Below are 23,665 nucleotides of genomic sequence, written 5' to 3'. Positions count from 1 at the left end.
TATAGAAGGACATCGTCCATGTCGAAAGTACAAGGCATCACTGAAATGTTAGGACTCTTTCCCTGCCTGGCCACCGGGCGGCGAAGGCGTCGTCTCAGTTCGGAGGAGTTGAAGTTGGTGGAGCGCTATCGCGAGCTGTCGGAGAGTGACCGGATTGCGATGCGCTATCTGGTGGATGCGATGAGGAGTGTTTCGCGGTTTTGAGGTGTAAAGGCTTTGTCCGTTGAGCAAAGGATCGCGGCTTGCGGCAGCGCTTACAGGAGAACTGCCGCAGGCCGCGATCCTTTCGTTTTTAATGCTTGAACATCACATGCCGCACAACCGTGTAATCCTCCAACCCATACATGGACATGTCCTTGCCATAACCGGACAGTTTCTGACCACCGTGCGGCATTTCGCTGACCAGCATGAAGTGGGTGTTCACCCAGGTGCAGCCGTACTGCAGGCGTGCAGACAGTCGATGGGCGCGGCCGACGTCCGAGGTCCAGACTGACGATGCCAGGCCGTACTCCGAGTCGTTGGCCCAGGCCAGGGCCTGCGCTTCATCGGTGAATCGGGTCACCGATACCACCGGCCCGAATACTTCGCGGCGCACGATCTCGTCGTCCTGTTGTGCGTCGGCCAGCACCGTCGGTTCAAAGAAGAAGCCATTGCCTTCCACTGGCTTGCCGCCGGTGATCACACGAATGTGCGGTTGCGCCATGGCCCGCTCGACAAACCCGGCCACGCGGTCACGATGTTGGGCGCTGATCAATGGGCCCAGCTCCGTCGATGGATCATCCTGCAAGCCGTACTTGAGGCTGCTGACCGCGGCGCCGAGCTTCTCGACGAAGGTGTCGTAGATGCCTGCCTGAGCGTAGATGCGGCAAGCGGCAGTGCAGTCCTGGCCGGCGTTGTAAAAACCGAAGGTGCGAATGCCTTCCACGGCGGCGTCGATGTCGGCATCGTCGAAGATGATCACCGGCGCCTTGCCGCCCAGTTCCATGTGCATGCGTTTGACGCTGCCGGCGGTGCTGGAAATGATGTTCGAGCCGGTAGCGATGGAGCCGGTCAGCGACACCATGCGCACTTTCGGGTGGGTGACCAGTGGGGTGCCAACGGAAGGACCACGACCGAACACCAGGTTAAGCACACCCGCCGGGAAAATCTCCGACGCCAGTTCTGCCAGGCGCAGGGCGGTCAGCGGGGTTTGTTCCGACGGCTTGAGCACCACGGTATTACCGGCGGCCAGGGCTGGGGCGACTTTCCAGGCGAGCATCATCAGCGGGTAGTTCCATGGCGCGATGGAGGCAATCACGCCCACCGGGTCGCGGCGGATCATCGAGGTGTGGCCGTGCAAGTATTCACCCCCCAGCGCACCGCTCATGCAACGGCTGGCCCCGGCGAAGAATCGGAACACGTCGGCAATCGCCGGGATCTCGTCGTTCAGCGCGGCGCTGTAGGGTTTGCCGCAGTTGTCCGACTCCAGTTTGGCCAGCTCTTCGCCATGGGCTTCGATGATGTCGGCGAGTTTGAGCAGCAACAGCGAGCGTTCTTTCGGCGTGGTTTGCGACCAGCCTTCGAAGGCGCTATCGGCGGCGCGCACGGCGGCGTCGACCTGGGCTTCGCTGGCTTCGTTGATTTCCACCAGTACGCGACCGAGGGCCGGGTTGAACACGGCTTGGGCGGGGCCGTCGCCGGCGACCAGTTGGCCATTGATCAAGAGTTTGGTTTGCATGGCTTTGTCCTCCGAAGCTGTTGTTTTCTTTTTGTGGGAACTGGCCCCTGCTCCCACAGGTTCCGGTTTCCAGTGGTCAGTTATTTCCCGCCACTGCCCGCAACACTCTCCCCACCACGGGTCAGGTAATACGCGCCGAGAATCGGCAACATGGTCACCATCATGACCAGCATCGCCACGACGTTGGTCACCGGCACGTCCCGAGGGCGGCTGAGCTGGTTGAGCAGCCACAACGGCAAGGTGCGTTCGTGGCCGGCGGTGAAGGTGGTGACGATGATTTCGTCGAACGACAGGGCAAACGCCAGCATGCCGCCAGCCAGCAACGCCGAGCCGAGGTTCGGCAGGACGATGTAGCGGAAGGTCTGCCAGCCGTCGGCGCCGAGGTCCATCGACGCTTCGATCAAACTGTAGGACGTGCGGCGCAATCGGGCGATGACGTTGTTGTAGACGATCACCACGCAGAAGGTCGCGTGACCGATCACGATGGTGAATACCCCCGGCTCGATCCCCAGGGTCTTGAAGGTCGCCAGCAGCGCGATCCCGGTGATGATCCCCGGCAATGCAATCGGCAGGATCAGCATCAGCGAAATACCTTGCTTGCCGAAGAAGTCCCGCCGGTACAACGCCGCCGAGGCGAGGGTGCCGAGGATCAGCGCAATCAGCGTGGCGATGGCGGCGATCTGCAGTGACAGCTTGATCGCCTCCAGTACGTCGGGCCGCGAGAACGCCACGGCGATCCACTTCAGGGTGAAGCCCTTGGGCGGAAAGCTGAACGCTGCGTCTTCGGTGTTGAAGGCATAGAGGAAAATGATCAGGATCGGGAAGTGCAAGAACAGCAACCCGCCCCAGGCGGCGATGCGCAGGCCCAGGGAGGCCCGGTCTTGAGAGGAAGAGTCAGAGCGCATCGAAGGCCCCCAGGCGTTTGACGATGGCCAGGTAAATGGCGATCAGCACGATCGGCACTAGGGTGAAGGCTGCCGCCATCGGCATGTTGCCGATCGCCCCTTGCTGGGCGTAGACCATGCTGCCGACGAAGTAGCCCGGCGGGCCCACCAGTTGCGGCACGATGAAATCGCCCAGCGTCAGTGAAAACGTGAAAATTGAACCGGCCGCGATCCCCGGAATCGACAGCGGCAGAATCACTTGCATGAAGGTCTGACGCGGCTTGGCGCCCAGGTCCGCCGAAGCTTGCAGCAAGGACGGCGGCAGGCGTTCCAGTGACGCCTGGATCGGCAGGATCATGAACGGCAGCCAAATATAGACAAACACCATGAACCGCCCCAGGTGCGAGGTCGACAGGGTGCTGCCACCCACTCCCGGCATCCCGAGTACGAACTGCAACACCGGCTCCAGGTTCAGGTACTGAACGAACCACTGGGCCACGCCGCCCTTGGCCAGCAGCAAGGTCCAGGCATAGGCCTTGACGATGTAACTGGCCCACATCGGCATCATCACCGCGATGTAGAAAAACGCCTTGGTGTTGCCGCTGGTGTAGCGCGCCATGTAGTAGGCGATCGGGAAGGCCACGATTGCACTGGCGATCGACACGACGATGGCCATGCTCAGGGTGCGCAGGATGATGTCGAAGTTCGATGGCTGGAACAGCGCTGCGAAGTTCGCCAGGGTCAGGTCGGGGGTGACCGTCATGGTGAAGTCATCGAAGGTGTAGAAGCCTTGCCACAGCAGGGTCAGCAGCGAGCCGAGGTAGATCGCGCCAAACCACAGCAACGGCGGCACCAGCAGCAGCGACAGATACAGGTTCGGCCTCCGGTACAGCAGGTTGGAAAACCGGCGCAGCGGCGAGCCGTTGGCCGGGGTTCGAGAGATCACACTGTCCATCTCATACCCCGCCTACAACATTGTCGTGCAGCGGGATCATCGCCTCGCGCGCCCAGCGAGCGCTGATGCGTTGCCCGGGCTGATGTTGCGCACTGACGTCCAGCCACTGGACGTTGGCCTGGCTGATGTTCAGGGTCTGGCCGTTTTCCAGTTTCAGTTCATAGCGGGTGGCGCTGCCCTGATACTGGATGTCATGAAGCACGCCGCTGACTTCTATTTCATGGCTGGCCAGCGGCCCTTCGGCGAAACGCACGTGTTCCGGGCGGATCGAAAACGGCTGAGGATTGCCGCTCAACTGCCGGGCCAGATCACCGCGTATTACATTGGACGTGCCGACGAATTCGGCGACGAAGGTGGTTGTCGGTTTCATATAGAGGTGGCGCGGCGTGTCGACCTGTTCGATGCGTCCTTTGTTGAACACCGCCACGCGGTCGGACATCGACAACGCTTCGGTCTGGTCGTGGGTGACGAAGATAAAGGTGATGCCTAGCTGGCGTTGCAGCTTCTTCAGTTCGCCTTGCATTTGCTCGCGTAGCTTCAAGTCGAGGGCGCCCAAGGGTTCATCGAGCAACAACACACGAGGGCGATTGACCAATGCGCGGGCCAGGGCCACACGCTGGCGTTGGCCGCCCGACAGCTGCACCGGTTTGCGCTCGCCGTAGCCGTTGAGGGCGACCATGTCGAGGGCTTCTTCGGCGCGTTTGTGGCGTTCGGTCTTGCCGACGCCTTTGACTTTCAAACCGTAGGCGACGTTGTCGAGTACGTTCATGTGCGGGAACAGCGCGTAATCCTGGAACACGGTGTTCACGTCGCGCTGATACGGCGGCAGCCCGGCGGCCTCCAAGCCATGGATGCGGATGGAGCCGGTGCTCGGCTGTTCGAAACCGGCGATCAGGCGCAGGCAGGTGGTTTTACCCGAACCAGAAGGGCCCAGCAGGGAAAAGAACTCGCCGTCCTGGATGTCGATGGAAACCCGGTCAACGGCCTTCACCTCACCGAACTGACGGGAAACGTTGGTGAACTGGACTGCAAGCGTCATGGATACGGTGCTCCCAAAAAGCCGGGGCCCATCACAGCGGCTCCTGCCTGGACTTCTGAAAAAGCTGAATCGGTGTGCTTTTTTAGCTGGAATGCTCACTGTGGCGAGGGGGCAAGCCCCCTCGCCACAAAGCTCCATCGCCACAAGGGGGGTATTACCTGCCTCCCATAATCGCGATGTAGTCCTGGGTCCAGCGGCTATAAGGCACGTACTTGCCACCCTCAGCCTGCGGGGTTTTCCAGAAGGCGATCTTGTCGAACTGGTCGAAACCGTTGGTTTTGCACCCCTCGGCCCCCAACAGTTCGCTTGCCTTGCACGCCGCCGGGACCGCCGGCAGAGAGCCGAACCAGGCGGACACATCACCCTGGACCTTCGGCGTCAGCGACCAGTCCATCCATTTGTAAGCACAGTTCGGGTGCTTGGCTTCGGCGTGCATCATGGTGGTGTCGGCCCACCCGGTGGCGCCTTCTTTGGGGATGGTCGAGGCGACTGGCTGTTTCTCGTTCATCAGGCCGTTGACCTGATACGGCCAGGAACTGGAAGCCACCACGCCTTCGTTCTTGAAGTCACTCATCTGCACGGTGGTGTCGTGCCAGTAGCGGTGGATCAACTTTTGCTGGGCGCGCAGCAGGTCGAGAACGGCCTTGTACTGTTTTTCGTCGAGCAGGTAAGGGTCCTTGATGCCCAGTTCCGGCTTGGCGGTTTTCAGGTACAGCGCCGCGTCCGCGATGTAGATCGGGCCGTCATATGCCTGCACGCGGCCCTTGTTGGATTTGCCGTCGGGCAGCTTCTGCTCTTCGAGTATCACGCTCCAACTGGTCGGCGGCTGTTTGAACACGTTGGTGTTGTACATGAGCACATTCGGCCCCCATTGGTACGGGGTGCCATAGGTTTGCTTGTCGACCACGTACCACGGCCCATCCTTCAGGCGCGGATCGAGATTCTTCCAGTTGGGGATCAATGCGGTGTTGATCGGCTGGACGCGCTTGCCGGCGATCAAGCGCAGGGAGGCATCGCCGGACGCCGTCACCAGGTCGTAACCGCCCTTGGCCATCAGGCTGACCATCTCATCGGACGTACCGGCCGTCTTGACGTTGACCTTGCAGCCGGTTTCCTTCTCGAAAGCGCTGACCCAGTCGTAGGCCTTGTCGCTTTCGCCCCGTTCGATATAGCCGGGCCAGGCAACGATATCCAGCTGACCTTCGCCGGCACCGACGGCTTTCAGCGGTTCGGCGGCCTGCAGGCTGGCGCTGGCCAGAAGCGCCGTGGCGATTGCACTGAGCAGTGCGGTCTTGTGTTCGAACATGGGGTTTCCCTCTTCTTTAATTAGGGTCGGGACAGCGTTGAACGGGGTAGTTCGCCACGAGTGGCTTGTTATTAGCGTAGTGCGCTTTGTGGGAGGCTGACCGAGGCCGGGCTGTGTCATGGGTTTATCCAGACTAGTGCCCGATGTCACGGTCGACAAATCCCCGGGGCTGCATTCGATGAAATAGATTGTGTGGGTGCGTTACCGACTGTTTATCGAGATATGAGCAACATCTGGAAGCACTCTCGCGAAGAGGAACCGGGCACTTTCAATCCAGGCTGGTGGCCTTAATGATCCGGTTAACCCGATTTCGTGGAGGCGGTAAATGAATACCCGTGGATTGCTCGATCAACTGCTCAGGTCCGGTCGGGATCTGTTGCAGAACAAGGCCGGTGGCACGCAGAACAAATCATCCAGCGGTGGGTTGGGCGGTTTGCTCGGCGGCAGTTGAAGCTGGAGCCGGGGTTGAAGGCCGAGTTGGAGACGCAGGTGCGGCAGGCTTTTATGTAAACGTAAGCAGCACCTTTAACGATCCTCAAACAAAACCCGCCACCTCTTGTTGAGGTGGCGGGTTTTGTTGTTTCAGCACTTTTTTCGGATGCCGTTCCGATTTACCGTTTGTCTGGAATAGACCTTTACCTGTTATTTCTGACAGTAGCCAAATCTACGGCTCAATGGCCTGATGTCGCTTATCAGGCCGCTGTTCGCGACCAGCAGACAAGGAGCGTATGTGATGGGTGACGATCTCTCGATGACAGCTGAAAATAATGTCCTGCAAGATTATTCACCGTCTATTCCGGGGGCTACAGCGGATGTCAAAAGCGAAAACTCTGGTGCGGGGAAACCTCTGGTCGGTGTTCCCCTCAGGCTGACCGAGAGCGGGAGGCTTCGTGTTGTCGTTGATCCCCCTATCGATCAGCCAGGCAACCCTGTTACGGCAGTCATTCTTTTTCTCAATGGGGTGAAAGTTGATGTCGAGGCTGAGATTGATGAGCAACTTCGGCGCAGTTTTTGGGTGCCTAAAGCACTACTGCGTGAGGGGCTTCAGCGGTTCACTTATTCAGTAACGCGTCTGAGTGGTAATAGCAGTGAGTCAGCGGCGCTCTTTTGTGAATACAGTCAGCATCGCCCTGCCGGGAGGGACGTCGACCCTCGCGATAACTACCACGACGGCCTGGGTATCGAAGTGCCAGAAGACATTGGGCCAAATGAAGTCAAGAAGGGTGTTTGGGTCACTGTTTCTTACCTTTTCATGAAGCTCCACGATGTCATCACTCTCAAGTGCAATGGGGTTGAAGTCAGACGCGTGGTCGGTGTTTCGGACGATCCACAAGAACCGGATGTGGTCGGCAGCCCTATCAAGATTCGGGTCAGCAAGGACGTGTTCGAAGAGGCCGGGAGTCATCCGGCTTTCCTGTTTGTGTACACGGTCAGGGATCAGTTGGAAAACTACACTGAAAGATCTCTCTGGTCCAAGGGGGTTGAGCGGGACATTGACCTTATGGAGAAACAACTGGCGGGGCCGGACTTGATTGAAGACCCCAATGACGAGAGCGACGACGCTGACACCATCGACCCCGTCAAAGTGAACAGAACACAGTTTCTCCATGCACGGGTACACGCGTTCAAAGGGCTTTTTGAAGCCAAGGATGTTATCCAGGGCAATTATGTTTGCGTGCCACTTACAGGTTCGTCGGTGACAGATAATCCGCAGGTGACTGTCGGCAGAGTGCCATCGACTTATTTGTTGAAAATACCCGCGAGCAAGGTTTTCCCGGGCGGGCAGGTACAAATGACTTGCGAACTGATCAGAAACGGCATGGTGATCGCCAGCTCCTATAACACCAAAGCGCGTGTGCTCAGGGGAGGCGAGGGTGTTTTGCCTGTGCCGACGGTACAAGTGGTCGAGGGCGGTGTTCTTTCACCGGGTAAAAACCTCGAAGGCGCCAACGGGCGTGTCGAGCTGATCGGGTTTCTTCCGGGAGATCAGGCCAAACTGGTGGTCAAGGGCGCGTCGGGCGCAGGGTCACCCAAGTTTGGATTTAAGCCGTTCAATTCCAACTCACGGGCCAACTTCAAGCTCGACACAAAATTCATCAGTGCCAATATCGGGCGCCAAGTCGAATTCTCATGGACTCTGCTGCGCAACGGCAACGAGACCGTCTCCGAGTCATTGATTGTCACCGTAGAAAAGTACAAAGAACAGGATCCGAACTTTCCGGCGCCTGAAGTTGCAGAGGCGAATGGGCGCGATTTGGATACCCGTTCGTTCGTCGGGGATGCTCATGTTGCGGTCGTGCCCTGGTCATTTATCGATATCGGCCAACCGTATACGCTGGATGCCAGCGGAACCGACAGCAATGGCAACTCCGTCACGATCCCGATTACCAGTGGAAAAGAAACAACGGCGACGGAGGTAGAAAAGGGCTTGCAAATACCTTTGTTGCGTCAAAAACTGCTGAAACTCAGGAACGGCAGTGAGCTGACGATTCGGGCAAAAGTCGACCTGCACCCCAACGAAAACGAACAGACGATCGTGACCTTCCCGCTGCAAAGTTACGCGGTCACTACCCTGGCACTGCAGACGCCGAATATCACGTCACTGAAGGACAGCAAGGGGGAGATCAAAGAAGGGGGCTACACCACCGATATTCGCGTCACCGTGACAGTCGCGTCGAGTCCGAAACTTGAAGTGCAGATTCTGGATGGCAAAACGTCTGTCAGCAGGCAGTTTGCCAATGACCAGGGTATTTCGACCCATACCGTCACGGGGCTGGGTTTGACGAGCCATCGTCTTGTGGCCAGAACTGTTTACGGGCCTCAGCCGGAGTCTGCCCCTCGTACGTTTACAGTGCTGGCTCCGTTAAAAGCTCCAACCATCTCTTACGTTCTGTTTCAAGGAAGTTACGTTCCTTCGGGGGGTAACGCGAATAATTGGGTCACGTTCTTCGGTACTTGCGATGCTCGTCCCTATGCGCGAACAGTATTACTGACTACTGAGGCAGGTGGTGGATACCAGTTTGGCATACCGGCCAATCATACGACCTGGAATCAACTCGCCTGGTTTGGTCGCGGATATCGCTACCACCGTTTGGTCGATATCGAGTCGAATCTGTCCTCTAACGTCCATGCCGTTAACTGGCAGTGAGCGTCAGCGGCTTTAACGGGGCGCAGCTTTTCGGAAGCTCCTTCAGATCGCGTTTATCCGTTAGGAACGGGTGCACGCGATCGGCATAGGAGCTGCCGAAGGCTGCGATCTTTTTGCTTACAAACGACGCCGTCCTGGAGGCTGCGTCGGTGGCGAAGGGGGCTTGCCCCATTAGGTGGCGAAGCCGCCCCAAAATTTACAGATGCGGTTATTCAGACAAACCGCATTGGCCGGGTTTGCGACTGCTGCGCAGCCGAACGGGGGCAAGCCCCTCGCCACAAATGTTCGTCAGGAACCGCCTTATCGTTCTTCGCGAGCAAGCCCGCTCCCACAGACCCTCGGCTATACTCCCCCGCAATTTGACCCGCACCGAGGACTGACTGTGAAGAACTGGACGTTGCGCCAACGCATTTTGGCGAGCTTTGCGGTAATTATCGCAATCATGCTGCTGATGGTTGTGGTGTCTTTTTCTCGGCTGATGAAGATCGACGCCGGCGCAGAATCGGTTCGCACCGATGCGGTCCCGGGGGTGTATTACAGTTCGATGATCCGCGGTGCGTGGGTCGACAGTTTTAACCTCACCCAACAGCTTGTCGGCCTTTCCGGGCATCGTGAAATGACCGTCGCCGACCAGACCATGTACAAAAGTTTCGAAGAGCGCTTGAACGAGCAAATAGCCAACTACCGTAAAACCATTTTCACGGAGGACGATCGGGCTCTGTTCGAGGAGTTCGAAGTGCGTCATCAGCTCTACAACAAAGAGATGAACAACGTTATCGATCTCTATCAGCGCAAAGAGTACGACCAGGCGGTGCTTGCCCTGGAGCAAAAACTGACGCCGGCCTGGGTCAATGGGCGCATGCAATTGAACAGCCTTCTTGAAAATAATCACGCCCTGGCTGAACAATCCACGCTGGCCATCAGTGACGCGGTGACGGCCGCCAAAATCAGCATGGGCGTCTCTTTGCTGGTGGCAATCATCGCCGCCGGCCTCTGCGGCCTGCTGCTGATGCGCGCGATCATGGCGCCGATGAATCGCATTGTGGATATCCTCGAAGTCATGCGCACCGGCGATCTCAGCAGTCGCCTGAATCTGGATCGCAAGGACGAGTTCGGCGCGGTGGAAACCGGGTTCAACGACATGATGACCGAGCTCACCTCGTTGGTGTCCCAGGCCCAGCGTTCCTCGGTGCAGGTCACCACGTCGGTCACCGAAATCGCCGCGACCTCCAAGCAGCAACAGGCCACCGCCACCGAAACCGCGGCCACCACCACCGAAATCGGTGCGACATCCCGTGAAATTGCCGCCACCTCGCGCGACCTGGTGCGCACCATGACCGAAGTCTCCACCGCCGCCGACCAGGCTTCGGTGCTGGCCGGTTCTGGTCAGCAAGGCCTGGCGCGCATGGAAGACACCATGCACTCGGTGATGGGCGCGGCAGATCTGGTGAACGCCAAGCTGGCGATCCTCAACGAGAAGGCCGGCAACATTAACCAGGTGGTGGTGACCATCGTCAAAGTCGCCGACCAGACCAACCTGTTGTCCCTGAACGCCGCGATCGAAGCCGAGAAGGCCGGCGAGTATGGTCGCGGGTTTGCCGTGGTCGCCACCGAAGTGCGACGTCTGGCAGACCAGACCGCCGTGGCCACCTACGACATCGAGCAGATGGTGCGCGAGATCCAGTCGGCGGTGTCGGCCGGGGTCATGGGCATGGACAAGTTCTCTGAGGAAGTGCGCCGCGGCATGTCCGAGGTGCAGCAGGTGGGCGAGCAGCTGTCGCAGATCATTCATCAGGTCCAGGCGCTGGCGCCACGGGTGTTGATGGTCAACGAAGGCATGCAGGCCCAGGCCACCGGCGCCGAGCAGATCAACCACGCGCTGGTGCAATTGGGCGATGCCAGCAGCCAGACGGTTGAGTCCCTGCGCCAGGCCAGTTTCGCCATCGACGAACTGAGCCAGGTGGCCGTGGGGCTGCGTGGCGGTGTCTCGCGATTCAAAGTCTGATGAGCGAACTTACGGCCAGGCGCGGCGTGGCGATGCCGGCGAAGCAGTCGTTGTTTCTGGTGTTCCGCATCGGCAACGAGCGCTACGCCTTGCAGGCCATCGAGGTGGCCGAAGTGCTGCCGCAACTGCCGTTGAAACCCATTCCCCGGGCGCCAGACTGGGTGGCGGGGGTGTTCGCCTATCGCGGCGCGGTGGTGCCGGTGATCGACCTCAGCGCGCTGACGTTTGGCCAACCGGCCCAGGCCCGCACCAGCACACGGCTGGTGTTGGTGCACTATCGGCCGGATGAGGCAACGCCTGCGCAATTGCTCGGGCTGATTCTGGAGCAGGTCACCGACACGTTGCGCTGCAACCCGGCGGACTTTCAGCCTTATGGCCTGGACAATCGCCAGGCGCCGTATCTCGGCCCGGTGCGCGAAGATGCCCAGGGGCTGCTGCAATGGGTGCGGGTTGCCGATTTACTGGATGCACAGGTTCGCGCCTTATTGTTTCCCTCGCCGCCGCTGGACCTGGCGCAGTTTGAGGAGCAGGGATGAGCAGCGATCAACGGTTTTTCGATTTCCTCAAGGAGCGTATCGGCCTGGATGTCGGCTCGGTCGGCCCGGCGATCATCGAGCGCGCGGTGCGCCAGCGCATTACGGCGGTTCGGGCGCGGACGGCCGATGAGTACTGGCACACTTTGCTGGGCTCGCGCGACGAACAGCAGGCGCTGATCGAAGCGGTGATCGTCCCCGAAACCTGGTTTTTCCGTTACCCGGAATCCTTCGCCACGCTGGCGAAGCTGGCGGCCAAGCGGCTGGCGGCGATCAACAACATGCGCGCCCTGCGGATTCTCAGCTTGCCGTGTTCTACCGGCGAAGAACCGTACTCGATCGCCATGGCATTGCTTGATGCGGGGCTGGCGCCGCACCAGTTCAAGGTCGACGGCATGGACGTCAGCCCGCTGTCGGTGGAAAAGGCCAGGCTCGCGCTGTACGGCAAGAATTCGTTTCGTGGCCAGGACCTCGAGTTTCGCGAGCGCCACTTCACCGCTGAACACGATAACTATCGCCTCAGCGGGCGCGTGCTCGAACAGGTGCGTTTACAGGTCGGTAACCTGCTGGATCCGACCTTGCTGGTCAACGAGCCGCCCTATGACTTCGTGTTCTGTCGCAACCTGCTGATTTATTTCGACCAGCCGACCCAGCAGCAAGTGTTCGAAGTGCTCAAGCGCCTGACTCACGTCGATGGCGTGCTATTTATCGGCCCGGCCGAGGGCAGTCTGCTCGGCCGTTTCGGCATGCGCTCGATCGGTATCCCGCAGTCGTTTGCCTTCAGTCGCCAGAGCGCGCTCGAGCCGCCTGCGACTTTCACGCCGATGTCGCTGCCAGTGCAGCAACCGTTGCGCAGCGTGACTCCGCCGCCTGTGCGCAGTCGGCCTTTTGCGACGGTCGTGCCGATACCTCAGGCTGCCGCCACCCCTTCGGCCACTTCTTCGGACGCCGCCACGCTGTTGGCGCATATCGCCGCGCTGGCCAATGAAGGCAAAAGTGCCGAGGCCCGCGCCGCGTGCGAAAGTTATTTGCGCAGTCACGAACCGGTGGCCCAAGTGTTCTATTGGCTGGGGCTGCTCAGCGATGTCGCCGGCAGTGCCCTGGAGGCCCAGGGTTTTTATCGCAAGGCGTTGTACCTCGAACCGCAACACCCCGACGCGTTGATGCACCTGGCTGCCTTGTTGCAATCCCAGGGCGACACGGCGGGTGCCAGACGATTGCAGGCCCGCGCCGCCCGCAGCGAGCGCGCCGCTGACAGTGAGCGTAAACGATGAACGCCTCCGACACCTTGAGCGTCACCCATGAAGATGCCCAGGCCATCGACGACTGCTGGAACCGCATCGGTATCCACGGCGACCAGTCCTGTCCGCTGCTGAGCGAGCACATTCATTGCCGCAATTGCGCGGTGTATTCGGCTGCCGCCACGCGCTTGCTCGACCGCTACGCCTTGTCGCAGGGCGACCGTGGGCAAATCTCCACGGTGGCCGAGAGTGAGGTGAAAACCCGCTCGCTGCTGATGTTTCGCCTCGGCGAAGAGTGGCTGGGCCTGGCCACTCGCAGCCTGGTCGAAGTGGCGCCACTGCAAGCGATCCATTCCTTGCCGCACCAGCGTTCCCGGGCATTGCTCGGCGTGGCGAATGTGCGCGGTGCCTTGGTGGCGTGCCTGTCTTTGGTGGAGCTGTTGGGGCTCGACGACACCAGTAGCGTGGCGCCCGGCGCGCGGGTAACGCCGCGGATGCTGATCATCGCCGCCCACGGCGGGCCGGTGGTGGTGCCGGTGGACGAAGTGGACGGGATTCACGCCATCGACGAGCGCATTCTCGATGCCGCGTCCCAGTCCGGCACCCAGGCCAGCGCCAAATACACCCGCGGAGTCTTGCCATTCAAAGGTCGCAGCCTGCGTTGGCTGGATGAAGAGCAGCTGCTGTCTGCCGTGACCCGGAGCCTCACATGACCCCCGACCAAATGCGTGACGCCTCCTTGCTGGAGCTGTTCAGCCTGGAAGCCGAGGCCCAGACCCTGGTGCTGAGCGCCGGTCTGCTGGCGCTGGAGCGTGATCCGACCCAGGCCGATTACCTCGAGTCGTGCATGCGCGCGGCCCATTCGCTCAAGGGCGCGGCGCGGATTGTAGGCGTCGATGCCGGGGTCAGCGTCGCCCACGTGATGGAGGATTACCTGGTCAGCGCCCAGGAAGGGCGCCTGTACCTGCGACCCGAACACATTGATGCGCTGTTGCAGGGCACCGATCTGCTGATGCGGATTGCGACGCCGAACAATGCTCCGGCGGCTGCGGATATCGACGCTTACGTTGTTTTGATGGGACGGCTGCTTGAGCACATGGCGACTGTTCCCATCGCGCTGCCGATGGCAGAACCTCAGCTCGAACCGTCGACACCCAGGGTCGAGCCGCCCGTTCGTGCCGCCGAAACACCCGTCGAAACACTCATTGAAACACCTCAGGCAGAGCCCGCCGAGCCTGCGTCCAAGACCAGGCGCGCCACCGACACTGGCGAGCGCGTATTGCGTGTCACGGCCGAGCGCTTGAACAGCCTGCTCGACCTGTCGAGTAAATCCCTGGTGGAAACCCAGCGCCTCAAGCCGCACCTGGCCACCATGCAGCGCCTTAAACGCATGCAGAGCAATGGCCTGCGGGCGCTGGAAAGCCTCAACGTTCATCTCAAGGACCATGCCTTGAGCCTCGAAGCCCAGGAAGCCTTGGGCGATGCCCGCCGATTGCTGGCCGAGTCCCAGCAATTGCTGGTGGAAAAAAACGCCGAACTGGACGAGTTCGCCTGGCACGCCAGTCAGCGCGCACAAGTGTTGTATGACACCGCGCTGGCCTGTCGCATGCGGCCGTTCGCCGACGTGCTGAGCGGTCAAGTACGCATGGTCCGCGATCTTGGGCGCGACCTTGGCAAACAGGTGCGGCTGGAGATCGAGGGCGACAAGACCCAAGTCGACCGAGACGTACTGGAAAAGCTCGAAGCGCCGCTGACACACCTGCTGCGCAATGCGGTGGATCATGGCATCGAAACCCCGGAACAGCGACGCTTGGCGGGCAAGCCGGAGGAAGGCGTGATCCGTTTGCGAGCCTCCCATCAGGCCGGTCTGCTGGTGCTGGAGCTGAGCGATGATGGCAATGGCGTCGACCTGGAAAAGGTCCGCCGCACGATCGTCGAGCGGCAGTTATCCCCAGCCGAGACTGCCGCGCAGTTGAGCGAAGAAGAGCTGCTGACGTTCCTGTTTCTGCCGGGTTTCAGCCTGCGCGACACGGTCACCGAAGTGTCCGGGCGCGGCGTCGGGCTGGATGCGGTTCAGCACATGGTCCGGCAGTTGCGCGGCGCCGTGGTGCTGGAGCAGACGGCGGGCGCGGGCAGTCGTTTCCATCTTGAAGTGCCGCAGACGCTGTCGGTGGTGCGCAGTCTGGTGGTGGAAGTCGGTGACGAGGCGTATGCCTTCCCGCTGGCGCACATCGAGCGCATGTGCGACCTGGAGCCGGAAGACATCGTGCAGGTCGAAGGCCGGCAGCACTTTTGGTACGAAGGCCGGCATGTCGGGCTGGTCGCCGCCAGTCAGCTGTTGCATCGGCCGGCGAGCCAGAACAGCGCGCAGACCCTCAAAGTCGTGGTCATGCGCGAGCGCGAGGCGATCTACGGGGTGGCGGTCGAGCGGTTTATCGGCGAGCGGACGCTGGTGGTGCTGCCGCTGGACGAGCGTCTGGGCAAGGTACAGGACATTTCCGCCGGGGCTTTGCTCGACGACGGTTCAGTGGTGCTGATCGTCGACGTCGAAGACATGCTGCGTTCGGTGGACAAACTGCTCAATACCGGGCGTCTGGAGCGCATTGCCCGGCACGCCAATCAGGCCGTTGAGGCCGCGCGCAAACGGATTCTGGTGGTGGACGATTCGCTGACCGTTCGTGAGTTGCAGCGCAAGTTGCTGCTCAATCGCGGCTACGACGTCGCCGTGGCGGTGGACGGTATGGATGGCTGGAATGCCCTGCGTTCGGAGGATTTCGATCTGCTGATCACCGACATCGACATGCCGCGCATGGACGGCATCGAGCTGGTGTCTTTATTGCGTCGCGACAATCGCCTGCAATCGCTGCCGGTGATGGTGGTGTCCTACAAGGACCGCGAAGAAGACCGTCGTCGTGGACTGGACGCCGGCGCCGACTATTATCTAGCCAAGGCCAGTTTTCATGATGACGCCTTACTGGATGCAGTCGTTGAGCTCATTGGAGGGGCGCGAGCATGAAAATCGCCATCGTCAACGATATGCCCATGGCGGTAGAGGCCTTGCGCCGCGCCCTGGCGTTCGAACCGGCGCACGAGGTGGTCTGGGTTGCCAGCAACGGGGCCGAGGCGGTGCAACGTTGCACCGAATACACCCCGGATCTGATCCTGATGGACTTGATCATGCCGTTGATGGACGGCGTGGAAGCGACCCGGCGGATCATGGCCGAGACCCCGTGCGCGATCGTCATCGTCACCGTCGACCGTCAGCAGAACGTGCACCGGGTGTTCGAAGCCATGGGCTACGGCGCACTGGATGTGGTCGATACCCCGGCGCTGGGCGCTGGTAACCCTCAGGAAGCCGCTGCGCCGCTGCTGCGCAAGATCCTCAACATTGGCTGGTTGATCGGTGACCACAGCAATCGGGAGCGATCGGCACCGAGCCCGCACCGCAACTCGGCCTCGCGCCAGCACCTGGTGGCGATCGGTTCATCCGCTGGCGGGCCGGCGGCGCTGGAAGTGCTGCTCAAGGGCCTGCCCCGGGATTTTTCGGCGGCCATCGTGCTGGTCCAGCATGTGGATCAGGTGTTCGCCGCCGGCATGGCCGAATGGCTGGCCAGCGCCAGCGGCCTGGACGTGCGCCTGGCCCAGGAAGGTGAACCGCCGCAAAGCGGCACGATCCTGCTGGCCGGTACCAATCACCATATCCGCTTGCTGAAAAACGGCACGCTGGCCTACACCGCCGAACCGGTCAACGAGATCTATCGGCCTTCGATCGATGTGTTTTTCGAGAGTGTGGCCAATTACTGGAGCGGTGATGCCGTGGGCGTTCTACTGACCGGTATGGGGCGTGACGGCGCCCAGGGGCTTAAACTCATGCGCCAACAGGGCTACCTGACCATCGCTCAGGACCAGAACAGCAGTGCCGTGTACGGAATGCCCAAGGCGGCCGCAGCCATCGACGCTGCCGTGGAAATCCGCCCGCTGGACAAGATAGCGCCACGTTTGCTGGAGATTTTCCAAAAATGACTATCATTAGCAGCAATCGTGGCCCAAGCAGTACTCAGGTGACCGCACATGAATGAATTACAGCTCGACGACTTCAAAACCGACGAAAACGCCGCCATGGTGTTGTTGGTGGACGATCAGGCGATGATCGGCGAGGCGGTGCGCCGTGGTCTGTCGAACGAAGAAAACATCGACTTCCACTTCTGCGCCGACCCGCACCAGGCCATCGCCCAGGCGATCCGCATCAAGCCGACGGTGATCCTTCAGGATCTGGTCATGCCCGGCCTGGACGGCCTGAGCCTGGTGCGCGAATACCGTAATCACCCGGCGACCAAGGACATTCCGATCATTGTCCTGTCGACCAAGGAAGACCCGCTGATCAAGAGCGCGGCGTTTGCCGCCGGGGCCAACGATTACCTGGTCAAGCTGCCGGACAACATCGAACTGGTGGCGCGCATCCGCTATCACTCGCGCTCCTACATGACCCTGCTGCAGCGTGACGCGGCGTACCGTGCGTTGCGGGTCAGCCAGCAACAGTTGCTCGACACCAACCTGGTGCTGCAACGCTTGATGAACTCCGACGGCCTGACCGGGCTGTCGAACCGTCGGCACTTCGACGAATACCTGGAACTGGAGTGGCGGCGTTCGTTGCGTGACCAGACGCAATTGTCGTTGCTGATGATCGATGTCGACTATTTCAAGTCCTACAACGACAGTTTTGGCCACCTCGAAGGCGATGAAGCCTTGCGCAAAGTCGCCACGGCCATTCGCGACGCCAGCGCCAGGCCATCGGACCTGCCGGCCCGTTACGGCGGCGAAGAGTTCGTCCTGGTCTTGCCCAACACCTCGCCGGGCGGTGCGCGGCTGGTGGCGGAAAAACTGCGCCAGACCGTGGTCGGATTGAAGATCCCGCACGTTTTCCCGACCGAAGGTTCGTGCCTGACCATCAGCATCGGCCTGTCGACCGTGATCCCGCAGCCGGGCAGCGACTGCCGGCAATTGATCTTGGCGGCGGACAAGGGGCTGTACCTGGCGAAGAACAATGGGCGCAACCAGGTGGGAATTGAGTAACCCGCTGACTGTAGCGCTGTAGCAGCTGCCGAGCCCGCGAGGCTGCGTTCGAGGACGAAGTCCTCGCAAGTCCTGTGTATGCGGTTTGCCTGAATGACCGCGTTGTCTGACTTTACGACGGCTGCGCCGCCGAACGCAGCCTCGCGGGCTCGGCAGCTGCTACGGGCCCCCCGCGTTATTCCGTAACCATTCGCCCCTAAAGCCGCCAGGCGGGCTGCCTTGACAGCGTGATTACGTTATACTCGCCGGCTTTCAAAAGTTCGCCAACGAGTGCTGCCCGCCATGGAAATCAACCCGATCCTTAACAGTATCAAGGACCTGTCCGAGCGCTCCGAAACTATTCGGGGGTATCTTTGACTACGATCAAAAGCATGAGCGTCTGACCGAAGTCAATCGCGAGCTTGAAGATCCGAGTGTCTGGAACAACCCTGAGTACGCTCAGAACCTGGGTCGCGAGCGCTCTGCGCTGGCCCAGATCGTAGAAACCCTCGATGAAATGTCCAGCGGTCTGGCCGATGCCAAGGACCTGCTGTTGATGTCTGCCGAGGAAGAAGACCAGGCCGCCGTCGACGACGTAGCCCTTGAAGTGGAGCGCTTGCGCGAAGCCCTCGAGAAGCTCGAATTCCGTCGCATGTTCAGCGGCGAGATGGACCAGAACAACGCCTACCTGGACATCCAGGCCGGCTCCGGCGGTACCGAGGCCCAGGACTGGGCCAACATCCTGCTGCGCATGTACCTGCGCTGGGCGGATAAACGCGGTTTCGACGCGACCATCATGGAATTGTCGGCCGGTGAAGTCGCCGGTATCAAAGGCGCGACCGTGCACATCAAGGGCGAATACGCCTTTGGCTGGCTGCGTACCGAAATCGGCGTGCACCGTCTGGTGCGCAAGAGCCCGTTCGACTCCGGCAACCGTCGTCACACCTCGTTCTCGGCCGTGTTCGTGTCGCCGGAAATCGATGACAACATCGAAATCGACATCAACCCGTCGGACCTGCGCATCGACACCTACCGCTCCTCCGGTGCCGGTGGTCAGCACGTAAACACCACCGACTCGGCCGTACGGATTACTCACGTACCGACCAACACCGTGGTCAGCTGCCAGAACGAACGCTCCCAGCACGCCAACAAAGACACCGCGATGAAAATGTTGCGGGCGCGCTTGTACGAGCAGGAAGTGCAGAAACGCAACGCCGCCTCCCAGGCCCTGGAAGACACCAAGTCGGACATCGGCTGGGGTCACCAGATCCGTTCGTACGTGCTCGATGCCTCGCGGATCAAGGATCTGCGCACCAACATCGAACGCAGCGACTGCGACAAGGTGCTCGACGGCGACATCGACGAATACCTGGTGGCGAGCCTGAAACAAGGGCTGTAAGGCACGCCCTACAGCGATCCCCAGCCGAAGGCTGGGGGCAACGAATCTGTGATGGAATTTTTAAAGACATGAGCGACCTACAACTCGACCCGCAAGCCCTGCAACAGGAAGAAAACTCCCTGATCGCCCTGCGCAAGGAAAAGCTTGCTGCCGAGCGCGCCAAGGGCCAGGCCTTCCCCAACGACTTCCGCCGCGACGCCTACTGCGAAGACTTGCAGAAGAAGTACGCGGACAAGACCAAGGAAGAGCTGGCAGAGGCTGCGATCCCGGTCAAGGTTGCCGGTCGTCTCATGCTCAACCGTGGCTCGTTCATGGTGATTCAGGACATGTCCGGGCGCATCCAGGTTTACGTCAACCGTAAAACCCTGTCCGAAGAGACCCTGGCCGCGGTGAAAACCTGGGACCTGGGCGACATCATTGCCGCCGAAGGCACCCTGGCCCGTTCCGGCAAGGGCGACCTGTACGTTGAAATGACCAACGTGCGCCTGCTGACCAAATCCCTGCGCCCGCTGCCAGACAAGCACCACGGCCTGTCCGACACCGAGCAGCGCTACCGCCAGCGTTACGTCGACCTGATCGTCAACGAAGACGTGCGCCAGACCTTCCGCGTGCGTTCGCAAGTGATTGCGCACATCCGCAGCTTCCTGATGAAGCGTGACTTCCTGGAAGTCGAAACGCCGATGCTGCAAACCATTCCGGGCGGTGCGGCGGCCAAGCCGTTCGAAACTCACCACAACGCGCTGGACATGCAGATGTTCCTGCGCATTGCGCCGGAGCTGTACCTCAAGCGGCTTGTTGTTGGCGGGTTTGAAAAAGTCTTCGAAATCAACCGCAACTTCCGTAACGAAGGCGTTTCGACCCGGCACAACCCCGAGTTCACCATGCTCGAGTTCTACCAGGCCCACGCTGACTACGAAGACAACATGGACCTGACCGAGGAACTGTTCCGCGAACTGGCGCAGCTGGTTCTGGGCAGCACCGACGTGCCTTACGGCGACAAGGTGTTCCACTTCGGCGAGCCGTTCGTGCGCCTGTCGGTGTTCGACTCGATCCTCAAGTACAACCCTGAACTGACCGCTGCCGACCTGAACGACATCGACAAGGCCCGCGCCATCGCCAAGAAGGCCGGCGCCAAGGTGCTCGGTTTCGAAGGCCTGGGCAAACTGCAGGTGATGATTTTCGAAGAACTGGTCGAGCACAAGCTGGAACAGCCGCACTTCATTACCCAGTACCCGTTCGAAGTGTCGCCGCTGGCCCGTCGTAACGACGAGAACCCGAACGTCACCGACCGTTTCGAACTGTTCATCGGCGGCCGTGAAATCGCCAACGCCTACTCCGAGTTGAACGACGCGGAAGACCAGGCCGAGCGCTTCATGGCACAGGTGGCCGACAAGGATGCTGGCGACGATGAAGCCATGCACTACGACGCCGACTTCGTTCGTGCGCTGGAGTACGGCATGCCGCCGACCGCCGGTGAAGGGATCGGCATCGACCGTCTGGTGATGTTGCTGACCAACTCACCGTCGATTCGCGACGTGATCCTGTTCCCGCACATGCGCCCGCAAGCGTAAATGTTTCAATTAAAAAGCCGCCTAAAACAGGCGGCTTTTTATTGCCTGTCTGGTACAAACGTATCAATTGGTTACTTTTGACGTTAGAGAGGAATACCTGTCGTGAATCGTGCAATTGCTCAAGAAGGTGCAGCGGATATCGCCACTGCGGTCGCTGAAAGTGTTCAGTACCAGGGCCGCAAGGCCAGCCGACAGGGCAGCGAACAGCGTCGACAGGACATTCTCGACGCGGCGATGCGCATTGTCGTGCGCGATGGCGTGCGGGCTGTGCGGCACCGTGCGGTGGCCGCCGAGGCCTGTGTGCCGCTGTCGGCCACCACTTACTACTTCAAGGACATCGATGACTTGCTCACCGATACCTTTGCCCAATACGTGGAACGCAGCGCGGCATACATGGCCCGGTTGTGGGCCAGCAACGAAGGCCTGTTGCGCGAGATGGTTGTCAGCGGTGATGGCACCGCCGAGTCGCGCTCGCAGCTGGCGGACGATATCGCACGGCTGATGGCTGACTATGTTCATCGGCAATTGATCAATCGCCGCGAGCACTTGATGGCCGAGCAAGCCTTCCGCCAGGAAGCGTTGCTTAACCCGCGTCTGGCGTTGTTGGTGCGTTCCCATCAGCAAATTCTCTTGCAGGGCACCTGCCAGCTTTTCGAAGTATTGGGTTCCCGCGAGCCACAACAAGATGCCAAAGTGTTGACGGCGATTGTCGGACGGATGGAATATCAGGGCCTGCTCAACGATGCCGAGCCTGTTGCCGAAGAGGAAATGCTCGGCATCCTGACCCGCTACATGCACCTGGTACTGGCGTCGGTGTAACCCCTTGTGGGACTCAACCCTGTGGGAGAGTGGCCAGTAGGGGGCATCGTGTGTCGATAGGGAGTGTTGAATGAAAGCCTGGCGTGTCGTGGTGATCGCCTTGTCGTTCCTGCTGCTCAGTGGCTGCCTGGTGACCTTCAAGGAGTCGCTGCCCGCCAGCGAGCCCGCGCCTACAGGGTTGCTCGGCAAATGGGCCAGCACCAATGCCTGGGGCGAGCCGATGAACCTGGAACTGACACGCGTCGGCGACAATCACTACCAGGCGGTCAGCTACTTCAAGGCCAAACCCCATGAGCGCGAAGCCTATCCTTTCACGGTGTCGCGCCATGGCAATCGCTGGTACCTGTCGGCGAAGGTGCCGGCGCAGTTCGGCGGGCATTTCACCATCGCCGGTTTCGAGCTCAACGATAAGCACGAACTGGTGGTCTACAACCTCGACCTTGAGCAGATCAGGCAGGCCATGGGGCAAGAAGCCCTCAGTGGCGAAGGCTTTCAGACTGAAGATGGCGATGGGGTGTTGATCAACAACAGCCTGGATCAGGTATTCGCCTACCTCGACGACCCGGCCAATTCCGATGTCTTCGTCGAAGCGGTACGCTATCAGCGCCTGGCCAAAACCAAATAAACCCAGCACGTAAGAGCTTTACTACAGGAGTCTCGGGTGGACGAATACCAGCAGACGATACGCATGTTGTCCGATCGCATAGTGCTGGCGCAGACGCCGATTCGCATTCTGGATGCGGTCAAGTGGGATGACAGTATTCGCAAGGGGTTCCTCAAGGGCAAGGGCAAGGAAATGCCGGCCGTGGACCGCGACTACTACCTCAATCGACCGCTGTCGTTCGACTCCAGCAAAGTGAAGCTGGAGTTCCAGAACATCGAGCGCGACATCACTCGGCAACTTGGCCAGTTCAACCCGGTCGGGCAGATCATGCGCCGCATGTGCAAGGAATACCGCATGGTGGTGCGCATGCTTGAAGCGCGCGGCACCGAGGATTTCGGGCTGATTTCCCAGGAATTGTACGGCGCGGCGTCCGATGCGTTTCACGCCGGCGACCCGACCCTGGCCGACCTGGGGCTGATGCTCTCCGATTACCTGAACAACATCGACGGCCGTGGCGACCTCAAGGACGAACCGAAAGTCCTCACCGCCAAGGAAGCCGTCGACCTGCTGCAACATCGGTTGAACAAGGTGTTTGGCGAAAACGAGGAAACCATCCGGGTGTTCGAGTCCGACGGGATCGTCGCCGACGCGGCGGCCGGCGCCGACTACATCAAGATCCGCACCGACGCGATGTTCAACAATCGCGACGTGCGTGCGCTGGAAGTCCATGAAGGGCTGGTGCATGTGGGCACCACCCTCAACGGTCTGAATCAGCCGATCTGTACGTTCCTGTCCAAGGGCCCGCCGTCGTCCACCGTGACTCAGGAGGGCCTGGCGATCCTGATGGAAATCATCACCTTCGCCTCCTACCCGAGCCGCTTGCGCAAACTGACCAACCGCACCCGCGCCATTCATATGGTGGAGGAGGGCGCGGACTTCTTGCAGATCTTTGAGTTCTTCCGGGCTCAGGGCTTTGAAATGGCCGAAAGCTACGGCAATGCCAGTCGGGTGTTCCGCGGCTCGGTGCCGAATGGTCTGCCATTTACCAAAGACTTGTCCTACCTCAAGGGCTTTATCATGATTTACAACTACATTCAGTTGGCCGTGCGCAAAGGCAAGCTGGAGCAGATACCGCTGTTGTTCTGCGGCAAGACTACGCTGGAGGACATGCGGACCTTGCGCCAATTGGTGGACGAAGGCCTGGTGGTGCCGCCCAAGTACCTGCCTGAGCAGTTCCGCGACATGAACGCGTTGTCGGCGTGGATGTGCTTCTCCAACTTCCTCAACCACCTGAGCCTGGACCGGATCGAAGCGGATTACTCCAATATCCTTTGATTCAGATCATTCCCACGCTCTGCGTGGGAATGCCGCCATGGACGCAGAGCGTCCACT

The 23,665-nt window shown here is 60.3% G+C and carries 18 protein-coding genes and 3 pseudogenes; 16 read left to right on the top strand and 5 right to left on the bottom strand.

Annotated elements, in window-relative coordinates:
- Positions 1–18: 18 nt before the first annotated feature.
- Positions 19–204 carry a hypothetical protein gene (locus ACEN8R_RS19045; RefSeq protein ID WP_007940616.1) on the top strand — a complete coding sequence of 62 codons (186 nt, stop codon included), beginning with the start codon at positions 19–21 and terminating at the stop codon, positions 202–204.
- Between the two features lie 88 nt (positions 205–292).
- Here the strand turns inward: ACEN8R_RS19045 and ACEN8R_RS19040 are convergent, their stop codons facing one another.
- The 5 genes from ACEN8R_RS19040 to ydcS all read right to left on the bottom strand — a co-directional run bounded on the left by ACEN8R_RS19040 (position 293) and on the right by ydcS (position 5,901).
- On the bottom strand, positions 293–1,717 hold the full coding sequence (locus ACEN8R_RS19040; RefSeq protein WP_018926694.1) for a gamma-aminobutyraldehyde dehydrogenase: 1,425 nt from the start codon (positions 1,715–1,717) through the stop codon (positions 293–295).
- Between the two features lie 80 nt (positions 1,718–1,797).
- Entirely contained in the window at positions 1,798–2,622 is an 825-nt protein-coding gene (locus ACEN8R_RS19035; RefSeq protein ID WP_018926693.1) for an ABC transporter permease, read from the bottom strand.
- A complete protein-coding gene (locus tag ACEN8R_RS19030; protein WP_018926692.1) occupies positions 2,612–3,556 on the bottom strand; it encodes an ABC transporter permease in 945 nt (314 codons plus the stop codon). Before ACEN8R_RS19030 ends, ACEN8R_RS19035 begins: the two co-directional genes overlap by 11 nt.
- 1 nt (position 3,557) lies before the next feature.
- Positions 3,558–4,595 (bottom strand): ABC transporter ATP-binding protein, encoded by a 1,038-nt coding sequence (locus tag ACEN8R_RS19025; protein ID WP_018926691.1) that lies wholly within the window; start codon positions 4,593–4,595, stop codon positions 3,558–3,560.
- 154 nt (positions 4,596–4,749) lie between these two features.
- Positions 4,750–5,901 (bottom strand): putative ABC transporter substrate-binding protein YdcS, encoded by a 1,152-nt coding sequence (ydcS, locus tag ACEN8R_RS19020; RefSeq protein WP_018926690.1) that lies wholly within the window; start codon positions 5,899–5,901, stop codon positions 4,750–4,752.
- A gap of 325 nt (positions 5,902–6,226) precedes the next feature.
- Here ydcS and ACEN8R_RS19015 point away from each other — a divergent pair.
- From ACEN8R_RS19015 to ACEN8R_RS18945, 15 genes and pseudogenes are all read left to right on the top strand, one after another.
- Positions 6,227–6,349: pseudogene (locus ACEN8R_RS19015) on the top strand (tellurite resistance TerB family protein); the annotation flags it as partial.
- Positions 6,350–6,634: 285 nt separating this feature from the next.
- Entirely contained in the window at positions 6,635–9,049 is a 2,415-nt protein-coding gene (locus ACEN8R_RS19010; RefSeq protein WP_018926688.1) for a hypothetical protein, read from the top strand.
- A gap of 202 nt (positions 9,050–9,251) precedes the next feature.
- Positions 9,252–9,905, top strand: a pseudogene (locus ACEN8R_RS19005) (MCP four helix bundle domain-containing protein); the annotation flags it as partial.
- Positions 9,879–11,054 (top strand): annotated as a pseudogene (locus ACEN8R_RS19000) (methyl-accepting chemotaxis protein); the annotation flags it as partial. The pseudogenes ACEN8R_RS19005 and ACEN8R_RS19000, both read left to right, overlap by 27 nt.
- The gene (locus ACEN8R_RS18995; protein WP_018926686.1) at positions 11,054–11,590 is read left to right on the top strand and encodes a chemotaxis protein CheW; all 537 of its coding nucleotides are present in this window, start codon (positions 11,054–11,056) and stop codon (positions 11,588–11,590) included. The pseudogene ACEN8R_RS19000 and the gene ACEN8R_RS18995, both read left to right, overlap by 1 nt.
- Positions 11,587–12,861 carry a CheR family methyltransferase gene (locus ACEN8R_RS18990; RefSeq protein ID WP_018926685.1) on the top strand — a complete coding sequence of 425 codons (1,275 nt, stop codon included), beginning with the start codon at positions 11,587–11,589 and terminating at the stop codon, positions 12,859–12,861. Before ACEN8R_RS18995 ends, ACEN8R_RS18990 begins: the two co-directional genes overlap by 4 nt.
- Positions 12,858–13,541 (top strand): chemotaxis protein CheW, encoded by a 684-nt coding sequence (locus ACEN8R_RS18985; RefSeq protein ID WP_018926684.1) that lies wholly within the window; start codon positions 12,858–12,860, stop codon positions 13,539–13,541. Before ACEN8R_RS18990 ends, ACEN8R_RS18985 begins: the two co-directional genes overlap by 4 nt.
- Positions 13,538–15,844 (top strand): hybrid sensor histidine kinase/response regulator, encoded by a 2,307-nt coding sequence (locus tag ACEN8R_RS18980; protein ID WP_018926683.1) that lies wholly within the window; start codon positions 13,538–13,540, stop codon positions 15,842–15,844. The genes ACEN8R_RS18985 and ACEN8R_RS18980 overlap by 4 nt, the downstream gene beginning before the upstream one ends.
- Positions 15,841–16,851 (top strand): chemotaxis response regulator protein-glutamate methylesterase, encoded by a 1,011-nt coding sequence (locus ACEN8R_RS18975; RefSeq protein WP_018926682.1) that lies wholly within the window; start codon positions 15,841–15,843, stop codon positions 16,849–16,851. Before ACEN8R_RS18980 ends, ACEN8R_RS18975 begins: the two co-directional genes overlap by 4 nt.
- 48 nt (positions 16,852–16,899) lie before the next feature.
- Entirely contained in the window at positions 16,900–17,901 is a 1,002-nt protein-coding gene (locus ACEN8R_RS18970) for a response regulator (RefSeq protein ID WP_018926681.1), read from the top strand.
- 282 nt (positions 17,902–18,183) lie between these two features.
- A protein-coding gene (prfB, locus tag ACEN8R_RS18965; protein ID WP_096481021.1) for a peptide chain release factor 2 occupies positions 18,184–19,279 on the top strand; the annotation gives its coding sequence in 2 pieces (ribosomal slippage) (positions 18,184–18,255 and positions 18,257–19,279; 1,095 coding nt in all).
- A 68-nt stretch (positions 19,280–19,347) separates the two neighbouring features.
- On the top strand, positions 19,348–20,850 hold the full coding sequence (lysS, locus tag ACEN8R_RS18960) for a lysine--tRNA ligase (RefSeq protein WP_018926680.1): 1,503 nt from the start codon (positions 19,348–19,350) through the stop codon (positions 20,848–20,850).
- 102 nt (positions 20,851–20,952) lie between these two features.
- Positions 20,953–21,669 (top strand): TetR/AcrR family transcriptional regulator, encoded by a 717-nt coding sequence (locus tag ACEN8R_RS18955; RefSeq protein WP_007940176.1) that lies wholly within the window; start codon positions 20,953–20,955, stop codon positions 21,667–21,669.
- 70 nt (positions 21,670–21,739) lie between these two features.
- Complete coding sequence (locus ACEN8R_RS18950; RefSeq protein WP_018926679.1) at positions 21,740–22,294, top strand: hypothetical protein; 555 nt, start codon at positions 21,740–21,742, stop codon at positions 22,292–22,294.
- A 63-nt stretch (positions 22,295–22,357) separates the two neighbouring features.
- Positions 22,358–23,608, top strand: coding sequence for a flavohemoglobin expression-modulating QEGLA motif protein (locus ACEN8R_RS18945; protein WP_172901247.1), 1,251 nt, complete (start codon positions 22,358–22,360; stop codon positions 23,606–23,608).
- Positions 23,609–23,665 lie beyond the last annotated feature (57 nt).

This window comes from Pseudomonas sp. Pseusp15 (assembly GCF_059492165.1).
The sequence above is the reverse complement of the archived record's forward strand: the minus strand, read 5'-3'. Positions and strand labels throughout refer to the sequence as shown.